Annotated in this window: 11 protein-coding genes and 1 pseudogene; 7 read left to right on the top strand and 5 right to left on the bottom strand. The window is 67.9% G+C overall.

All coding sequences use genetic code 11. From position 1 onward, the window contains the following. The first annotated feature begins 125 nt into the window (after positions 1 to 125). The 4 genes from NRB20_RS31630 (at position 126) to NRB20_RS31615 (ending at position 4,583) form a co-directional block, all read left to right on the top strand. On the top strand, positions 126 to 971 hold the full coding sequence (locus NRB20_RS31630; protein ID WP_153415059.1) for a serine hydrolase: 846 nt from the start codon (positions 126 to 128) through the stop codon (positions 969 to 971). 243 nt (positions 972 to 1,214) lie between these two features. After that, positions 1,215 to 2,255, top strand: coding sequence for an amidohydrolase family protein (locus tag NRB20_RS31625; protein WP_319945644.1), 1,041 nt, complete (start codon positions 1,215 to 1,217; stop codon positions 2,253 to 2,255). Between the two features lie 144 nt (positions 2,256 to 2,399). Continuing rightward, positions 2,400 to 3,431: an ATP-dependent 6-phosphofructokinase gene (locus NRB20_RS31620; RefSeq protein ID WP_153415057.1), complete on the top strand. Its 1,032-nt coding sequence runs from the start codon at positions 2,400 to 2,402 to the stop codon at positions 3,429 to 3,431. A 270-nt stretch (positions 3,432 to 3,701) separates the two neighbouring features. Further along, complete coding sequence (locus tag NRB20_RS31615; RefSeq protein ID WP_153415056.1) at positions 3,702 to 4,583, top strand: helix-turn-helix domain-containing protein; 882 nt, start codon at positions 3,702 to 3,704, stop codon at positions 4,581 to 4,583. Positions 4,584 to 4,597: 14 nt separating this feature from the next. Here NRB20_RS31615 and NRB20_RS31610 read toward each other — a convergent pair whose 3' ends face one another. Next, entirely contained in the window at positions 4,598 to 5,725 is a 1,128-nt protein-coding gene (locus tag NRB20_RS31610) for a hypothetical protein (protein WP_227834072.1), read from the bottom strand. 183 nt (positions 5,726 to 5,908) lie between these two features. On the opposite strand from NRB20_RS31610, the gene NRB20_RS31605 reads away from it, so the two are divergent. Beyond that, complete coding sequence (locus NRB20_RS31605; protein WP_319945643.1) at positions 5,909 to 6,712, top strand: SAM-dependent methyltransferase; 804 nt, start codon at positions 5,909 to 5,911, stop codon at positions 6,710 to 6,712. A 57-nt stretch (positions 6,713 to 6,769) separates the two neighbouring features. On the opposite strand, the gene NRB20_RS39100 is transcribed toward NRB20_RS31605, so the two are convergent. From NRB20_RS39100 to NRB20_RS31585, 4 genes are all read right to left on the bottom strand, one after another. Continuing rightward, complete coding sequence (locus NRB20_RS39100; RefSeq protein ID WP_153415053.1) at positions 6,770 to 8,542, bottom strand: serine/threonine-protein kinase; 1,773 nt, start codon at positions 8,540 to 8,542, stop codon at positions 6,770 to 6,772. A gap of 112 nt (positions 8,543 to 8,654) precedes the next feature. Continuing rightward, the gene (locus tag NRB20_RS31595; RefSeq protein WP_319945642.1) at positions 8,655 to 9,314 is read right to left on the bottom strand and encodes a response regulator transcription factor; all 660 of its coding nucleotides are present in this window, start codon (positions 9,312 to 9,314) and stop codon (positions 8,655 to 8,657) included. Between the two features lie 10 nt (positions 9,315 to 9,324). Continuing rightward, positions 9,325 to 10,269, bottom strand: a complete 945-nt coding sequence (locus NRB20_RS31590) for an undecaprenyl-diphosphate phosphatase (protein ID WP_153415052.1) — start codon at positions 10,267 to 10,269, stop codon at positions 9,325 to 9,327. Positions 10,270 to 10,329: 60 nt separating this feature from the next. Continuing rightward, positions 10,330 to 11,541, bottom strand: coding sequence for a sensor histidine kinase (locus tag NRB20_RS31585; protein ID WP_227834051.1), 1,212 nt, complete (start codon positions 11,539 to 11,541; stop codon positions 10,330 to 10,332). 168 nt (positions 11,542 to 11,709) lie between these two features. Here NRB20_RS31585 and NRB20_RS31580 point away from each other — a divergent pair, with 168 nt between their 5' ends. Beyond that, a complete protein-coding gene (locus NRB20_RS31580; protein ID WP_153415051.1) occupies positions 11,710 to 12,477 on the top strand; it encodes a hypothetical protein in 768 nt (255 codons plus the stop codon). 70 nt (positions 12,478 to 12,547) lie between these two features. Then, a pseudogene (locus NRB20_RS39410) lies at positions 12,548 to 14,227 on the top strand (alpha/beta-hydrolase family protein); the annotation flags it as partial. Positions 14,228 to 14,311: the final 84 nt, after the last annotated feature.

Here is a 14,311-nt window from a genome sequence, read left to right as displayed (position 1 = left end):
ACCGGGGCGTGACGGCACAGAATTCCACGACTGACCGGTGGACGCGAGCCACCGCGCGATGTGGAGGTGGCCGGGTGCGGGTTCCCACAGAACCGAACAGGTGGCGCAGGAGCCTCGGGGCAGCCGTGTGCGGGTTGGCCCTGCTGGCGAGTGCGGCGTGCTCGCATGCCACGAACGACACGGCCGCTCCGGTCAATCCGATCCCGGCGCGGCCGACCGATACCAGCCCCGGCCCGGTGGTGGCGCTGCCCGGGACGCTCGCCGCCGATTTCGCCTCCCTGCTGCCGACCCTGGGCGGCCACGCCGGGATGGCGATCATGGCCGTCGGCGGCGACACCGTGGCCTCGATGGGCGATTGGACCACCGGCGCGGCCTGGTCGACGATGAAGGTGCCGTTGACGCTGGCCGTACTGAACAGCAACGGCAACACCCCCAGCTACGCGATGTCCGCGGCGATCACCGAATCGGACAACAATGCCGCGGATTCGCTCTGGCAATCGCTCGGCACCCCCGATCAGGCCGCGCAGTCGGTGCAGAAGATCCTGCAGCAGGGCGGCGACACCACCACCAGGGTGCCCTCGATCCGGGCCCGGGCGGATTATTCGGCGTTCGGCCAGGCCGCCTGGGCGCTCGGCGATCAGGCGCGGTTCGCCGCGCATCTGCCGTGCCTGCCCGACGCGAGTACGGTCACCGATCTGATGGGCAAGGTGGTCCCCGGCCAGCAATGGGGCCTCGGGCATCTGGACAACGTCGTGTTCAAGGGCGGCTGGGGTCCCGACCCCTCGGGCAACTACCTGGTCCGGCAGTTCGGCCTGGTGACGACTCCGAACGGTCAGATGGCGGTAGCGATTGCCGCCCAGGCCAATTCGGGTTCCTTCGACGACGGCACCGCGATGCTGAACAAGATCGTCCCGCTGATCACCCAGCACCTCAGCGCCCTTCCCGCGGGCACCTGCGCCGCGGCGCACTAGCGGGATCGATCGACCGGCCTGCTCGAACCCACTCGACGGGCCGCGTCTGCCGGGCCGATGCCCACTCGCGACTGAGCCAACGCCCACGCCTTCACGTCCCCGCTTCCTCGGGCGTCCCCCCACCGATCCCACACCCCAACCAAGATTGCCAACTCTATTGTCAACAATAATGTGAACATATAGGCTCCTAGACGGCTCGGCGCAGGTACCCCACCCATGCCGCGGACCGTGAAGGAGAACGCAGTGATCATCGACGTCCACGGTCATTACACGACCGCTCCGGCCGGGTTGGCCGACTGGCGCAACGCGCAGATCCAGGCCCTGGCCGGTGGTCCGCCGCCGCCACCGGAAGGCCCGCGGATCTCCGACGACGAGATCCGGGAATCGTTGCGGGGCAATCAGTTACGACTCATGGATGCCCGCGGGATCGACCTCACGATCTTCTCGCCGCGCGCCTCCTTCATGGCCCATCACATCGGTGACGTCCGCACCTCGCAGGACTGGGCGCGGCACTGCAACGACCTGTGCGCACGAGTGGCCCGCCTCTACCCCGACCGCTTCGCACCCGCGGCAATGCTGCCGCAGTCCCCCGGGGTCGATCCGGCGACCTGCGTGGCCGAGATCCGCCGCTGCGTCGACGAACACGACATCGTCGGCATCAATCTGAGCCCCGACCCGTCCGGCGGCTACTGGACCGCGCCGCCGCTCACCGACGAGAGCTGGTTCCCGATCTACGAGGCGATGGTCGAATACGACCTGCCCGCCATGGTCCACGTCTCCACCTCGGTCAACCCGGCCTTCCACACCACCGGCGCGCACTACCTCAACGCCGACACCACCGTGCTGATGCAGCTGATCGAGGGCGATCTGTTCACCCGATTCCCCGGCCTGCGCCTGGTGATCCCGCACGGCGGCGGCGCGGGCCCGTACCACTGGGGACGATTCCGCGGCCTGGCGATGGCCTTGGGCAAGCCGCCCCTGGAGGATCACATCCTCGGCAACGTCTATTTCGACACCTGCGTCTACCACCAGCCGGGTATCGACACCCTGCTGGAGGTGATCCCGCACGCCAACATCCTGTTCGCCTCGGAGATGATCGGCGCCGTGCGCGATATCGATCCGTGCAGCGGCCGTCACTTCGACGACACCGGGAGCTACCTCGAGCACGCGGATCTCGATGCCGCGGACCTGTCGCAGCTCTGTGAACACAACGCACGCCGCGTGTACCCGCGACTGAACTCCCGGCCGGTCTTCGCCGAAACCCAAGCGGCACAGCCACACTGAGCGTCATCGAGGCACACATCCGGATCGTCGGCCACCGATCGAAAGACAGCGATCGCCCCGGCGTGGATCGGCGGCGCGGGCGCGAGACCGGCGCTCGGACCGCCGCAACGAGGTAGCGGCCGGAAGTAGGGCAAGATAGCCGGTATGCGCATCGGAGTCTTGACCGGAGGCGGAGACTGCCCCGGACTGAACGCCGTCATCCGAGCCGTCGTCCGTACCGCGAACGGGCGGTACGGGGACGCGATCGTCGGGTTCCGGGATGGCTGGCGCGGACTACTCGAGGATCGAAAGATCCACATCCACAACGACGATCGCACCGACCGGCTGCTCACCAAGGGCGGCACCATGCTCGGTACCGCGCGCACCAATCCGGACGTGTTGCGCGCCGGGCTCGGCCGCATCAAGCAGACACTGGACGACAACGGCATCGACGCGCTCATCCCGATCGGCGGCGAGGGCACGCTGACCGCGGGCAGCTGGCTGGCCGACGAGGGCGTCCCGGTGGTCGGCGTGCCCAAGACCATCGACAACGACATCGATTGCACCGATACGACTTTCGGCCACGACACCGCCGTCACCATCGCCACCGACGCCATCGACCGCCTGCACACCACCGCCGAATCGCATCAGCGCGTCATGCTGGTGGAGGTGATGGGCCGGCACGCCGGATGGATCGCGATGAACGCCGGTATCGCGGCGGGCGCGCATCTGACGCTGGTGCCCGAGGTGCCCTTCGACGTCGACGAGGTGTGCACGATGATCAAACGGCGTTTCCAGCGCGGGGATTCGCATTTCATCTGCGTGGTGGCCGAGGGCGCGAAACCCGCCGAGGGCTCGTTCGCGCTGCGTCAGGGCGGTATCGACGAATACGGTCACGAACGTTTCACCGGTGTGGCGCATCAGCTGGGTGTGGAGATCGAACGCCGCATCGGCAAGGAGGTCCGCACCACCGTGCTGGGCCATGTGCAGCGCGGCGGCACCCCCACCGCCTTCGACCGGGTGCTGGCCACCCGCTTCGGCGTGCACGCCACCGAGGCCGTCCACGACGGTCACTTCGGCCAGATGGTCGCCCTGCACGGCACCGAGATCGACCTCGTCCCCCTCTCCGAGGCCACCAAGCAACTCAAACTCGTCCCCGAGGACAGGCACGACGAGGCCGCCGCCTTCTTCGGCTGACCGCTTCCGCTTCCCGGGCCGCCGCCCTCTCCGAGTAGGTCGGCGGCCCTTTCCGTGTCGCGACCGATTTCACAGGGCCGATTCATTTCACGGATTCCAGCACGGTGAATTCCGGTACGGATATTCCTGACGGAATATTCGGTCGCACCCGGCCTCGGCTCGGAGCTTCGAGTTTGTCGGTGGTAGTTATTACAGTCGTTCGTGGACCCGCCACCGACAGATCACGCTCCGATCACGCCGAATACAGCAGCCACAGCCGAAGGGGGCCTCATGACGATCGAACCGACCACCGTGCCACGTAGGCTGCTCGCCAGACGGCTGGTCGAGTTGCGACTGGCCGCGGCCCTCACCCTGGACGCCGCCGCCGAACTCGCCGAGATCGCCCGCCAGACCCTGTGGCGGCTGGAGCGCGGGCGCACCGCCGAGATCAAGAAGCCGACCGTGCGGGCGCTGTGCCGCGTCTACGGGGTCGAGGGCGAGGATCTGGCCAACCTGCTGTGGCTGGCCGACGAGTCCCGCAAGGACGGCTGGTGGCAGTCCTACGCCGACGCGATCCTCCTCGATCGGGACCTGTACATGAGCCTGGAGGAAGCCGCGAGCCGCATCCGATCCTTCCAGCTCACCCTGCTCCCCGGCCTCGTCCGGACGGCCGAGTACCACCGCGCGCTGGCACGGGATCACCGGCCGCAACTGAGCGACGAGGAATTCGAACGGCATCTCGAAGTACTCGAAATACGCCAATCCCGGCTGCACGATTCGCCGGACCCGCCGAAACTGGAGATATTGATCAGCGAGGCGGTACTGCGTCATCGGATCGGCGGCGCGGCGGTAATGCGATCCCAGATACATCACCTGTACAAATTGAGCGCCCGTCCGAACATATCCGTCCGCGTCGTCCCCTTGGCGGCCGGTGGTTATCTCGGCCTGCAAACCGGTCCGTTCGTCCTGTTCGAATTCCCGGGATTTCCGACCCCGTCGCTGATGCACAACCCGGTCGTATTCCTCGAGAATTACGTCGGAGCCGTATATCTGGACAAACCCGCCGAGATCGAGCTGTACGCCGACGCGCTCGCGGCCATCGCGGCGGTGGCCCTGAGCGAGACGAAGTCCAGGAAACTGCTGCGCCAGATCGAACGGGAGTACTCGGCATGAGTATCGCCCGAGCCCTACGACGCGGCCTCCGCGCCGTCGTTCGCCGCGTCCGCGGTCTGCTCCGTTCGCAGCTGCCGGGCCCGCCGATCGCGGTACCGCACCAGCGCCCACAGCAACAACGCCTCGGCGATCGCGGTGAACACCGTCAGGAACTGGCTGAAGTAGCTCGCCAGCACGTTCACCACGGTCAGCGACACCACATCGGACCAGATGGCAAGGCGCACACCGAGTTCCTCGTTCCCGCGCGTCCACGCCACCGCGCCCACCGCGCAGCCGATACCGACCGCGAGTTCGGCGACGGCCGCAATCCCCAAGGCCACCAAGGATTTCCAGCCGTGCCCCTGGGTGAGGTCGAGCATGTGGTCGACCTCGTGCCAGTGCGAATGCCACCCCGCGATCACCACCCCGGCCAGCACCAGACGCAACAGCGACCACACCCCGTGCGCGATCAACACCACGATCAACACGCCACGCAACAGCGGCAACGGCAGCAACCGGTTCTCGAGCCCCACCCCTATCCGGGTCAGCCGCCGCCCGAGTTCGGGCTCGGTGTCACACGGCAGCGCGGTCAGGTAATCGTGCAGTGCGACAACGAGTTCGCGATGTTCCGGGCCGCAGCCACCCGGATCGATGTCGCGCAGTTCGGCGAGCAGTTCGGCCCGGCGCGCGGCGTTCATCCGATCGCCGACGAACTGCCCGATCTCCTCGGTGATCGCCCCCAACGCCAGCTCCGGATGCCTGGTCCGCCGCCGAGCCGACATCCGCGCCACCGCGACGGTCAGCAGAAAGGCCAGATAGATGATCGGCGCGGCCAACGGAAAGAAGTAGTTGTTGTCCGCGGTGATGAATTTGCCCACCTCATCGATGAACAACCCCAACCCGACCCCGGACAGCAGCGCGGCCCAGGTGATCGCCGTGCGCCCCGACGACATCAGCAACAGCAGGCAGGAGATCACCAGCAGCAACCCGCCGAACAGGGCGTGCGCGATGTGATAGACGCTGCCGCCGATCTTCGGATATCCCGAGGCCATCAGGTACAGCCGCGTGATCACGACGGTCATCCCGAACGCCACCGCCATCAACGTCACCAGCCGCCCCGCCTCGGGCCGCCACCGCATCCGCATCCGCTGTCCGCCGATCATGGGAGATCACCCTCCCACACGCACCGGGCGGCGACCAAGCGTCAAAAGCACACCGTCGCAGCACAACCGGGGCGAGGCTGTTGCCGGACGCACGATCGCGGGTGCCCGAGGCCGGAACGACACGCCCGGCGAGCGACCGCTTGCTACCTTGATATCGCATCGACTTCGAAAGGACTCCGAACTGTGGAACCCGGCCCTCCTGTCGACCTCCAGAAGGATCAGCCCCATACCGCCCGGATGTACGACTACTACCTCGGCGGTAAGGATCACTACCGCGCGGATCGGGAGGCGGCGGAGAAGGTGGTGGGCATCTGGCCCGGAGTGCGGGTGGCCGCACGGCAGAACAGGGCGTTCATCCACCGGGTGACCCGTTATCTCGCGAACGCGGGTGTTCGTCAGTTCCTCGACATCGGAACCGGTATCCCGACCGAGCCGAATCTGCATCAGGTCGCCCAGCAGGTCGCGCCCGACGCGCGAATCGTCTACGCCGACAACGATCCGCTGGTCCTGGTGCACGCCCGAGCGTTGATGGTGAGTTCCCCGGAGGGCCGCACCAACTACGTCTCCGCCGATGTCACCACACCCGAGCAGATCCTCGAATCCCCCGGCCTGCACGACACCCTGGACCTGACCCGGCCGATCGCGCTCAGCCTCAACGCCCTGCTGCACTTCATCCCCGACGACCGCGACCCGCACGGCATCGTCGACACCCTGATGGACCGTCTCGCGCCCGGCTCGTATCTGGTGATGACCCATGTGACCCCGGACTTCGATCCGACCTCGATCGGCACCGTCGTCGACATCTACCGCCACAGCGGCCTGCCCTGCCAGGTCCGGTCGAAGGCCGAATTCGCCCGCTTCTTCGAGCGATTCGAGCTGATCGATCCCGGTGTCGAGGTCCCGCACCGCTGGCGTCCGGACGGTGCTCCGACTCCCGAGAAGATGGACGCGGAGGTCTCCGCCTACGCGGCCGTCGCCCGCAAATAGCCTGCGCCACCGCGTGTCCCGCGCGCACAGCACCCGATCACGTTGTGCGCGAACGCTTCACAGCGGCGTCTGATCCCACCACTTGTCGAGCACCTCGTGCGCGGGAGATTCGGCCATCATCTCCACCGGACCGGTGTTGTAGGCGTAGAGCAGCGTATTCGCCCGCGCCGGATCGGATTCGAAGGAGACGAGCATCTCGGCGGCCTCGGTCTGCATCCCCTCCTGCGGCACGATCCACTTGCGGACGGTGCAGGAGGTACCGCCCTTGCTACTGGTGGTGGTCCGGGTGATGGGCGCCTGGGCCAGGGCGGCTTGGACCGCGGCGGGACTGTCGAATACCACGATCGCGTAACTGAACGAGGTCTGGCGTGCGGTGCATTCCCAGGCTCCGATCCAGTTCGTCGAGGCGAGTGGGTCGGTGCGCCGGACCGCACTGGTCACCGGGTCGTTCAGCAGCACCTTGCCGGGCTCACCGGCCTGGCTGCGCTGGCAGGACATCCGGCCCTGATACGCCTCCCCGGCGTTCGCGCCCCCCTGTGGTAGCAGCGTCGGGAAGGAATGTTCGATCTCGTCGACCGGATCCGAACGCCCCATCGTGCTCGGCGTCACGGCTCCCGACGCGGTCGCCGGTGCGGTGGCCTTCGGCCCGGCAACCTCGGGATGCGAACCGCCGGGGAGTACCAGCAGGCCCACGCCGACGACGACCAACAGGGCGACCACACCCAGCACACCCCACAGCAGCAGGTTGGAGGTCTGCTTCGAAACCGGTTGCGGCACAGCGGGATTCGGTGAGAAACCACCCTGCGGAGGCACCGGCGGCGTCTGGACCGCAACCCCCACCTGATGCCCGTTCATCGCCGACCCGGCGACCGGAACCCCGACCGGCGGCACTCCCGCGGGCGGCACCCCGACCGGTGGCACTCCCGCAGGAGCCAACGGCACCCCCGGACGCAACCCCACGGGCGGCACCGCACCAACCGGCGGCGCAACGGGCACCGGCGCGGTCAACGCCTGCTTCGCCGCCGCGGCGAAATCCGCACAGCTGGCGAACCGGTCGACCGCCCGCTTGGCCATCGCCCGCGCCAGCACCAGATCCATCGCCGGATTCAACCCGGGCCGACGCGCGCTCACCGGCGGCAACGGCAATTGCAGATGACCGTGGATCAGCTCGGCGGGATCCTCCGAATCGAACGGCCCGGTCCCGCTCAGCAACCAGTACAGCGCACACCCCAGCGCGTATTGATCCGAGCGGTTGTCCAGCGGCGACCCGGTCATCTGCTCCGGCGAGGCGTAGGCCAGCGTCGCGGTGAACATCCCGGCCTGCGTCAGATGCGTGGAATCCTCTCGGAGCCGGGCGATTCCGAAGTCCGTGAGGTAGACCCGCTCGCCCTTGCCGTTGGTATCGCGGCCCAGCATGATGTTGGCGGGCTTCACATCCCGATGCAGCACCCCGTTGCCGTGCGCGTAATCCAGTGCGGCAGCGACACCTTCGATGATCTGCACCGCGCGCTCGGGCGGCAGGGTGCGCGGATCCACCGTGGCCGCGTCGACGCCGTCGATGTACTGCATGCTGATCCACAGTTGCTCGTCCTCGACGCCGCGGTCGTAGACGGCCACGATGTTCGGGTGATCGAGCTGCGCGACGAGATCGGCCTCGCGCTCGAAACGCGCGCGAATCTCCGCGTCCGCGAACAGTTCCCGGTTCAGCAGCTTCAGCGCCGTCTGCCGTTGCAGTCGCGGATGCCGCGCGAGATAGACCGACCCCATACCGCCCTGACCGAGGAGGCGTTCGACGGAGAACCCGGCGAACACATCACCGCTCTGCAACATCTACGACCCCCTTCCGGCGACGGGCGCGTCCCGCGTGCGCGGGGACGGTGGTGTGAGTCGATGCCACGCGCATACTACTCGACCTGCACTCTGTACTTCCTGCTGGAGAAATTCAGCCCGGCGTCACCAGACCCGATTCGTAGGCCAGCACCACCGCCTGCGCCCGATCACGCAGGTCCAATTTCGAAAATACCTTCGATACATGCGTTTTCACGGTCTGCTCCGCGACGAACAGCGCCTCGGCGATCTCGATGTTCGACATCCCGCGGGCCAGGAGTTCGAGTACCTCGCGTTCGCGCGGGGTGAGGGCGTTCAACGCCGGGGACGGGGTGCGGCGGGCGCGTCTGCGGGTGACATCCGCGATGAGCCGCCGGGTGACCGTCGGGGCGAGTAGCGCCTGACCGTCCGCGACGACCCGCACCGCGCGCACCAACTCCTCGGCCGGCGCGTCCTTGAGCAGAAAACCACTGGCCCCCAGGCTCAATGCCTCGTACACGTAGTCGTCGATATCGAACGTCGTCAACATCAGCACCCGCACCGGCGGATCGAATCCGGCGGCGAGAATGGCACGCGCGGCATCGAGGCCGTTCATCTCCGGCATGCGCACATCCATCAGCACCACATCGGGGCGCAGGCGTTTGGCCTCGGACACCGCGATCTGCCCGTTCGCGGCGTCACCGATGACGCTGATGTCGGATTGCGCGGCCAGCAGCGCGCCGAAGCCCTGCCGGACCATCGCCTGATCGTCGGCGATCAACACGGTGATGGGCACGGATGCTGCCTCAGGCGAATCGGATGATCGACAGCAGACCCACGATCAGGCAGTACACCGCGAACGGCAGCATCGTGCGGGTCTTGAAGAACCGTTCCAGGAAACGCACCGCGAACCACGCCGCCAGACCCGCGACGATCGAGCCGACCACGGCCTGACCGATGATGTCGCGCCCCTGCGGACCGGCCAGTTCGGGCAGCTTCAGCACGCCCGCGGCCAGGATCACCGGGGTGGCCAGCAGGAAGGCGAATTTGGCGGTGTCCTCGTGATCGAGGCCGCGCAGCAGGCCGCCGATCATGGTCAGGCCGGAACGGCTGAATCCGGCCAGCAGCGCGCCGGACTGGGCGAGTCCGATGCCGAGCGCATCCTTCACGCTCAACGCCGCGAGCCGCTCGTCGGAGGCGAGATGTTCCTCGGTCAGCACCTCGCCGTCGTGGCCCGAGGCGCGCGCCTCGTCCTCGGCGAATTTGCGTCCGTAGTCCGAGAGCGACGGCGCGTTGCGGCGACGCAGCCCCTCGCCGACGATCAGCACCACACCGTTGAGCATCAGGAAGATGCTCGCGTAGATCGGGGTGGCGAACAGCGTGCGCAGCGGATGTTCCAGGGCCAGACCGAGAATGCCGACCGGGATGGTGGCGATGACGATCAGCCAGGCCAGCCGCTGGGTGGAGGTCTCGATGCGGCGGGTGCGCAGGGTCTGCACGAATCCGATGATGATGTCGCGCCAGTCCCGCCAGTAGTACCCGAGCAGCGCGATCGCCGTCGCGACGTGCAGAGCGACCACGAACGCCAGATACGGCGTGCCCGAACTGGAATCTCCCTGGGTGACGAGCTCCTGCCAGCTGCCGCCGATCCACGCCGGGACCAGCACGGAATGGCCGAGACTGGAGATGGGGAACAACTCGGTGACGCCTTGCAGCGCACCGATCACGATGGCTTGGAAGTAGGTGAGCATCGTGACGAGTCTCCCATGCGCGGTATCGATCTGCCGCACCAGTTCCCGGGCCGCCGCGAACTACGGCAGCGCGGGCGGTGCGGCAATGACGGAGGGGCTGGACGGCAGGCTCGCGCGGACCTCGAACCCGCCGTCGGGGCGCGGTTCCGCGGTGAGGGTGCCGCCGATGGATTCCGCGCGGGCGCGCATCCCGACGATGCCGGTGCCGGGGGTGCCCTCGACCGGAGATTCGCCAGGGGCGTTGACGACGGTCAGCTCCACGCTCTCGGTCCGGACGATCAGGCTCAGCCGCACCGCCGCGTGCGGGGCGTGCCGCGAGGCGTTGGACAGCGATTCCTGCGCGATCCGGTACAGCGCGAGGCCGACCGTGTCCGGCACGGTGTGCAGCGGCCCCTCGATGGTCCAGTCGATCGGGACACCGGCCCGGCGCGCGCCCTCCAGCAGCGGCAGCACGTCGGCGGCCACGGGCTGCGGTGCGTGCTCGGGCAGCTGGCCGTCGCTGCGCAGCACGCCCAGCATGCTGCGGACCTCGTTGAGCGCGTCCCGGGCCGACGCGCCGATCGATTCGAATTCCGCACGCGCGGAAGGTGATACGTCGTCGATCCGGTAGGGCGCGGTCTGGGCCTGCACCACCACCATCGACATGTGATGCGCGACCACGTCGTGCAGATCGCGGGCGATGCGCGCCTTCTCCTCGAGGACGGTGCGGCGGGCCCGTTCGAGCTCGCTGACCTCCTCCTGTTCGACCAGCGCCCGGCGCGAGAGCACCAGCCAGCGCACCAGCAGACCGAACAGCACCAGAGCCGTCATCGCGATCGGCCAGCCGAACGCGGAGGAGGCGACCGACTGATCCGCGTCCGCCATCGTGGTGGCGAACAGCAGCGCCGAGCACAGCCAGGCGATCACCACCATCCGGATGTGCGCACGCACCGCGACCGCGAACAGCAGCGGGAAGAACACCAGGATGTGCACGACCTGGAACGGCAGGTTGTTGCCCGGCTGATGCGGAATCGCCAACGCGATCAGCAGTGCCGAGCCCGCCGAAATCGACCATCCCAGAGCCGGATTCACCCGCACCAGCACGATCGGCAGCGCCGCCAGTCCCGCGATGAACGGCTGTGCCGCAGCGGGCACCTGATGCGTCAGATGCAAGGTCGGCCAGGCCACCGAGAACATGGTCACGGCCACCACCACGGTGGCGATGTCGAACCACAACCGCACCTGTTTCGGATCCCGCGCCGTGCGCGCGAGCATCCGCATCCTCCGAGCCATACCCACGACCCTAGAAACCCCGCCCACCCGATTCCGTCATACCCGCGGGTGAATTCGCACCCCCTACCCCGGTACTGGTGCGATACCGGGCTCCCCCACCGTGCCCGCTCGGGAACAGATCCCCAGCGTGAGGCCCGATTCACGTTCGGATTCATACCTTTTCGAACCATGAGCGAGCACCGAGCCGCAGTCCCGCAGCGCGTCGACCCCATCCGCCGCGACTCCCGTTCCACCTCGACCGCACGCGAGGTGTGGTGGGGGCGGATGCTGGCCGGGGGCGGGGCGCTCGCTGTGGCTGTGTTCGTCGTCGCGCAGCCGGTTGCCGGGGCTGCCGTCGGGATTGCACCCGGGGAGAATTCCGCGGCCCGGGTGGCGGTGGCGGGCCTGGTCGGACCACATCCCGACGAGGTGGTGCTGCCGGAGGATTTTGCCGCCGAGCGTGGGTATCGTCCGGTGAAATCCGGTGGGCTGCTGGTGGATCCGGGTGGTGGGTGTTCCTCACCAGTCCGGCTGCCGATCGAGTTCCGCACCGCCTGCCAGGCCCACGACCTCGGCTACGACCTGCTGCGTTACGCCGACGACCACGGCCAGCCGCTGGGCCCCTGGGCCCGCCAGGCGATCGATGGCGCCCTCGAGAATCGCATGCAGGCCGCCTGCGCCGACCGCCACGGCCTGCGCCGAGCCCAGTGCCGAACCATGGCCACCGTCGCCGCGACCGCCGTCGACCTCAACTCCCGCCGCCAGAACTACGCCCCACCCCGCCCCGAATACCTCTTCGGCCACCGCCTCTCCGGCGAACACTTCGGCCACCAATTCCTCACCATCGCCGCCCCCGCGGCCCTGATACTCAGCGCCCTCGCACTCCTGGTCATCGAGATCGCGCGCGGCAGGCGGCGCACCCGCACGACGGCCGATCGCCCCGAGCCACCCCAATGACACGGCCGCGCTACGCGTTTCGCCAGCCGCACTGCGCCTTCCGTTGGCCGCACCCCGCTTTTCGCCGAGCATGCACGCCACGTTCGTCGGACACACCGCGCATTTCGCCAACCGTGCGCGCCACGTTCGCCGGATGCACAGCCAACTCGTACCGCTGTCGTCGAACAACTCCGGCCGAGAAGTCGAACCGGCAAGGGCTGCTACCGAATCCGCGCGCCCGATCACCGCAGCGACAGCTGTCGCACCGTGTGCACACTCCACCGTCAGATCCCGGTCTGCACGGAATTCAACACGGAGGCAAGGAGTCTCGATGAGTTCGTCAACTGCTCACATCCGAACGGACCGCAAATCCGGTGAGACTTCCAGGCCCGAGCGTGTCCCGCGTCGGCACGAGTACACCGGAGGTACGGGGGTGTCCAGGGCAGTGGCGACACGGACCACCGGGTTGTGGTCGCGAACGTGGCGCATTCCGCTTCCGCGGCCCAACACCATGGTTGCGACCACGTCGGAGATGCTGGCCGTATTGGCACCACGATTACTGCTGCCGATACGGCGTCTTCCAATACCACGACCCAACACCACGATTGCCACCACATCGGAGACGATGACCGCGCCGGGACCACGGTCGCTGCTGCCGATACGGCGTCTTCCAATACCACGACCCAACACCACGATTGCCACCACATCGGAGACGATGGCCGCGCCGGGACCACGGTTGCTGCTGCCGATACGGCGTCTTCCGCTGCCGCGGCCCGGCACCACGATTGCCGCTACGTCGGGGATGGTGGTCGCGCTGGCTCCGGGGTTGCTGCCGCGAACACCGATCGTGCAGGGGGTGATGACCGGGGTGTTGGTGATGTTGTTCGTCGGGGTGGGTGCTGGTGTGCGAATTGTGTTGCGGTGCTGGCAGTTCTGGACGATGGGGCGGTGGGTTCGCGGTGTGGTCGTGGTGGGCTGCGGATTGGTGGTGGGGCTGGCGGGGGTGCGGGCCGACTGGTGGCAGAACCGGTTGCGGGAGGCGATGGGGTTTCCGGATATCGGGGTGGGTTACTGGATCGAGTGTGTTGTCACGGCGGGGCTTGTGGCGGGTGCGTTGATCGGGTGTGCGCGGGTGGTGCGGTGGCTGGTTCGAGGGGCGATGCGGGCGCGAAGCGTCACCCTGACGATTGTCGCGGCGCTGGCGCTCCAGATCGCGCTGCTCCCCGCGATGGCCGATGGGCGGCGGCCCGCAGACGCGCGCGCCGACGTACCGACCGCGAATATCCGGCCGGTCGCCGAAAGCCTTTCGGGCAGTGGCGAATCGGCGATCTCCTGGTCCGCGCTGGGAACTCAGGGGCGCAAGTTCATGTCGGCACCGGCCGGGCGCTCCGTGCGGGTCTACGCGAGCCTGGATTCGGCAGCGGACCTGAATTCCCGTGTCGCCCTGGCAATCCGCGAACTCGAACGCACCGGCGGGCTGAATCGCTCGAATCTCGTCGTGATGGCCCCGACCGGATCGGGCTGGGTCGACGATCTGGCGGTCACCGGTCTGGCCCGGCGCTTCGCCGGAGATGTCGCCCTGGTCACCGTGCAATACTCCGACACACCGAGCTGGGTCGGCTACGTATTCGGCCGCGACGCCGCCGAACGCTCCCAGCGGACCCTGTTCACCGCGCTCGAACACCGCCTGTCCGAGCTGAAACATCCACCGCGCCTGTACATCTACGGCCAGAGCCTCGGCGCGACCGCCGGAAGTTCGGTCTTCACCGACGACGCCGACCAACGCCACCGCGTCTGCGCGGCCCTGTGGGCGGGCCCGCCCGCCGACCGCGTCCACCACGCCGACGCCCGCATC

The organism is Nocardia macrotermitis, from assembly GCF_009604405.1.
GTDB lineage: Bacteria > Actinomycetota > Actinomycetes > Mycobacteriales > Mycobacteriaceae > Nocardia > Nocardia macrotermitis.
This window is presented reverse-complemented; position numbering and strand designations above follow the sequence as displayed.

Coding starts and splice junctions, on each gene's coding strand:
- NRB20_RS31580 (WP_153415051.1), top strand. CDS start 11,710: ATGAGCGAGCACCGAGCCGCAGTCCCGCAGCGCGTCGACCCCATCCGC.
- NRB20_RS31610 (WP_227834072.1), bottom strand. CDS start 5,725: ATGATCGGCGGACAGCGGATGCGGATGCGGTGGCGGCCCGAGGCGGGG.
- NRB20_RS31615 (WP_153415056.1), top strand. CDS start 3,702: ATGACGATCGAACCGACCACCGTGCCACGTAGGCTGCTCGCCAGACGG.
- NRB20_RS39100 (WP_153415053.1), bottom strand. CDS start 8,542: ATGTTGCAGAGCGGTGATGTGTTCGCCGGGTTCTCCGTCGAACGCCTC.
- NRB20_RS31590 (WP_153415052.1), bottom strand. CDS start 10,269: ATGCTCACCTACTTCCAAGCCATCGTGATCGGTGCGCTGCAAGGCGTC.
- NRB20_RS31585 (WP_227834051.1), bottom strand. CDS start 11,541: ATGGCTCGGAGGATGCGGATGCTCGCGCGCACGGCGCGGGATCCGAAA.
- NRB20_RS31620 (WP_153415057.1), top strand. CDS start 2,400: ATGCGCATCGGAGTCTTGACCGGAGGCGGAGACTGCCCCGGACTGAAC.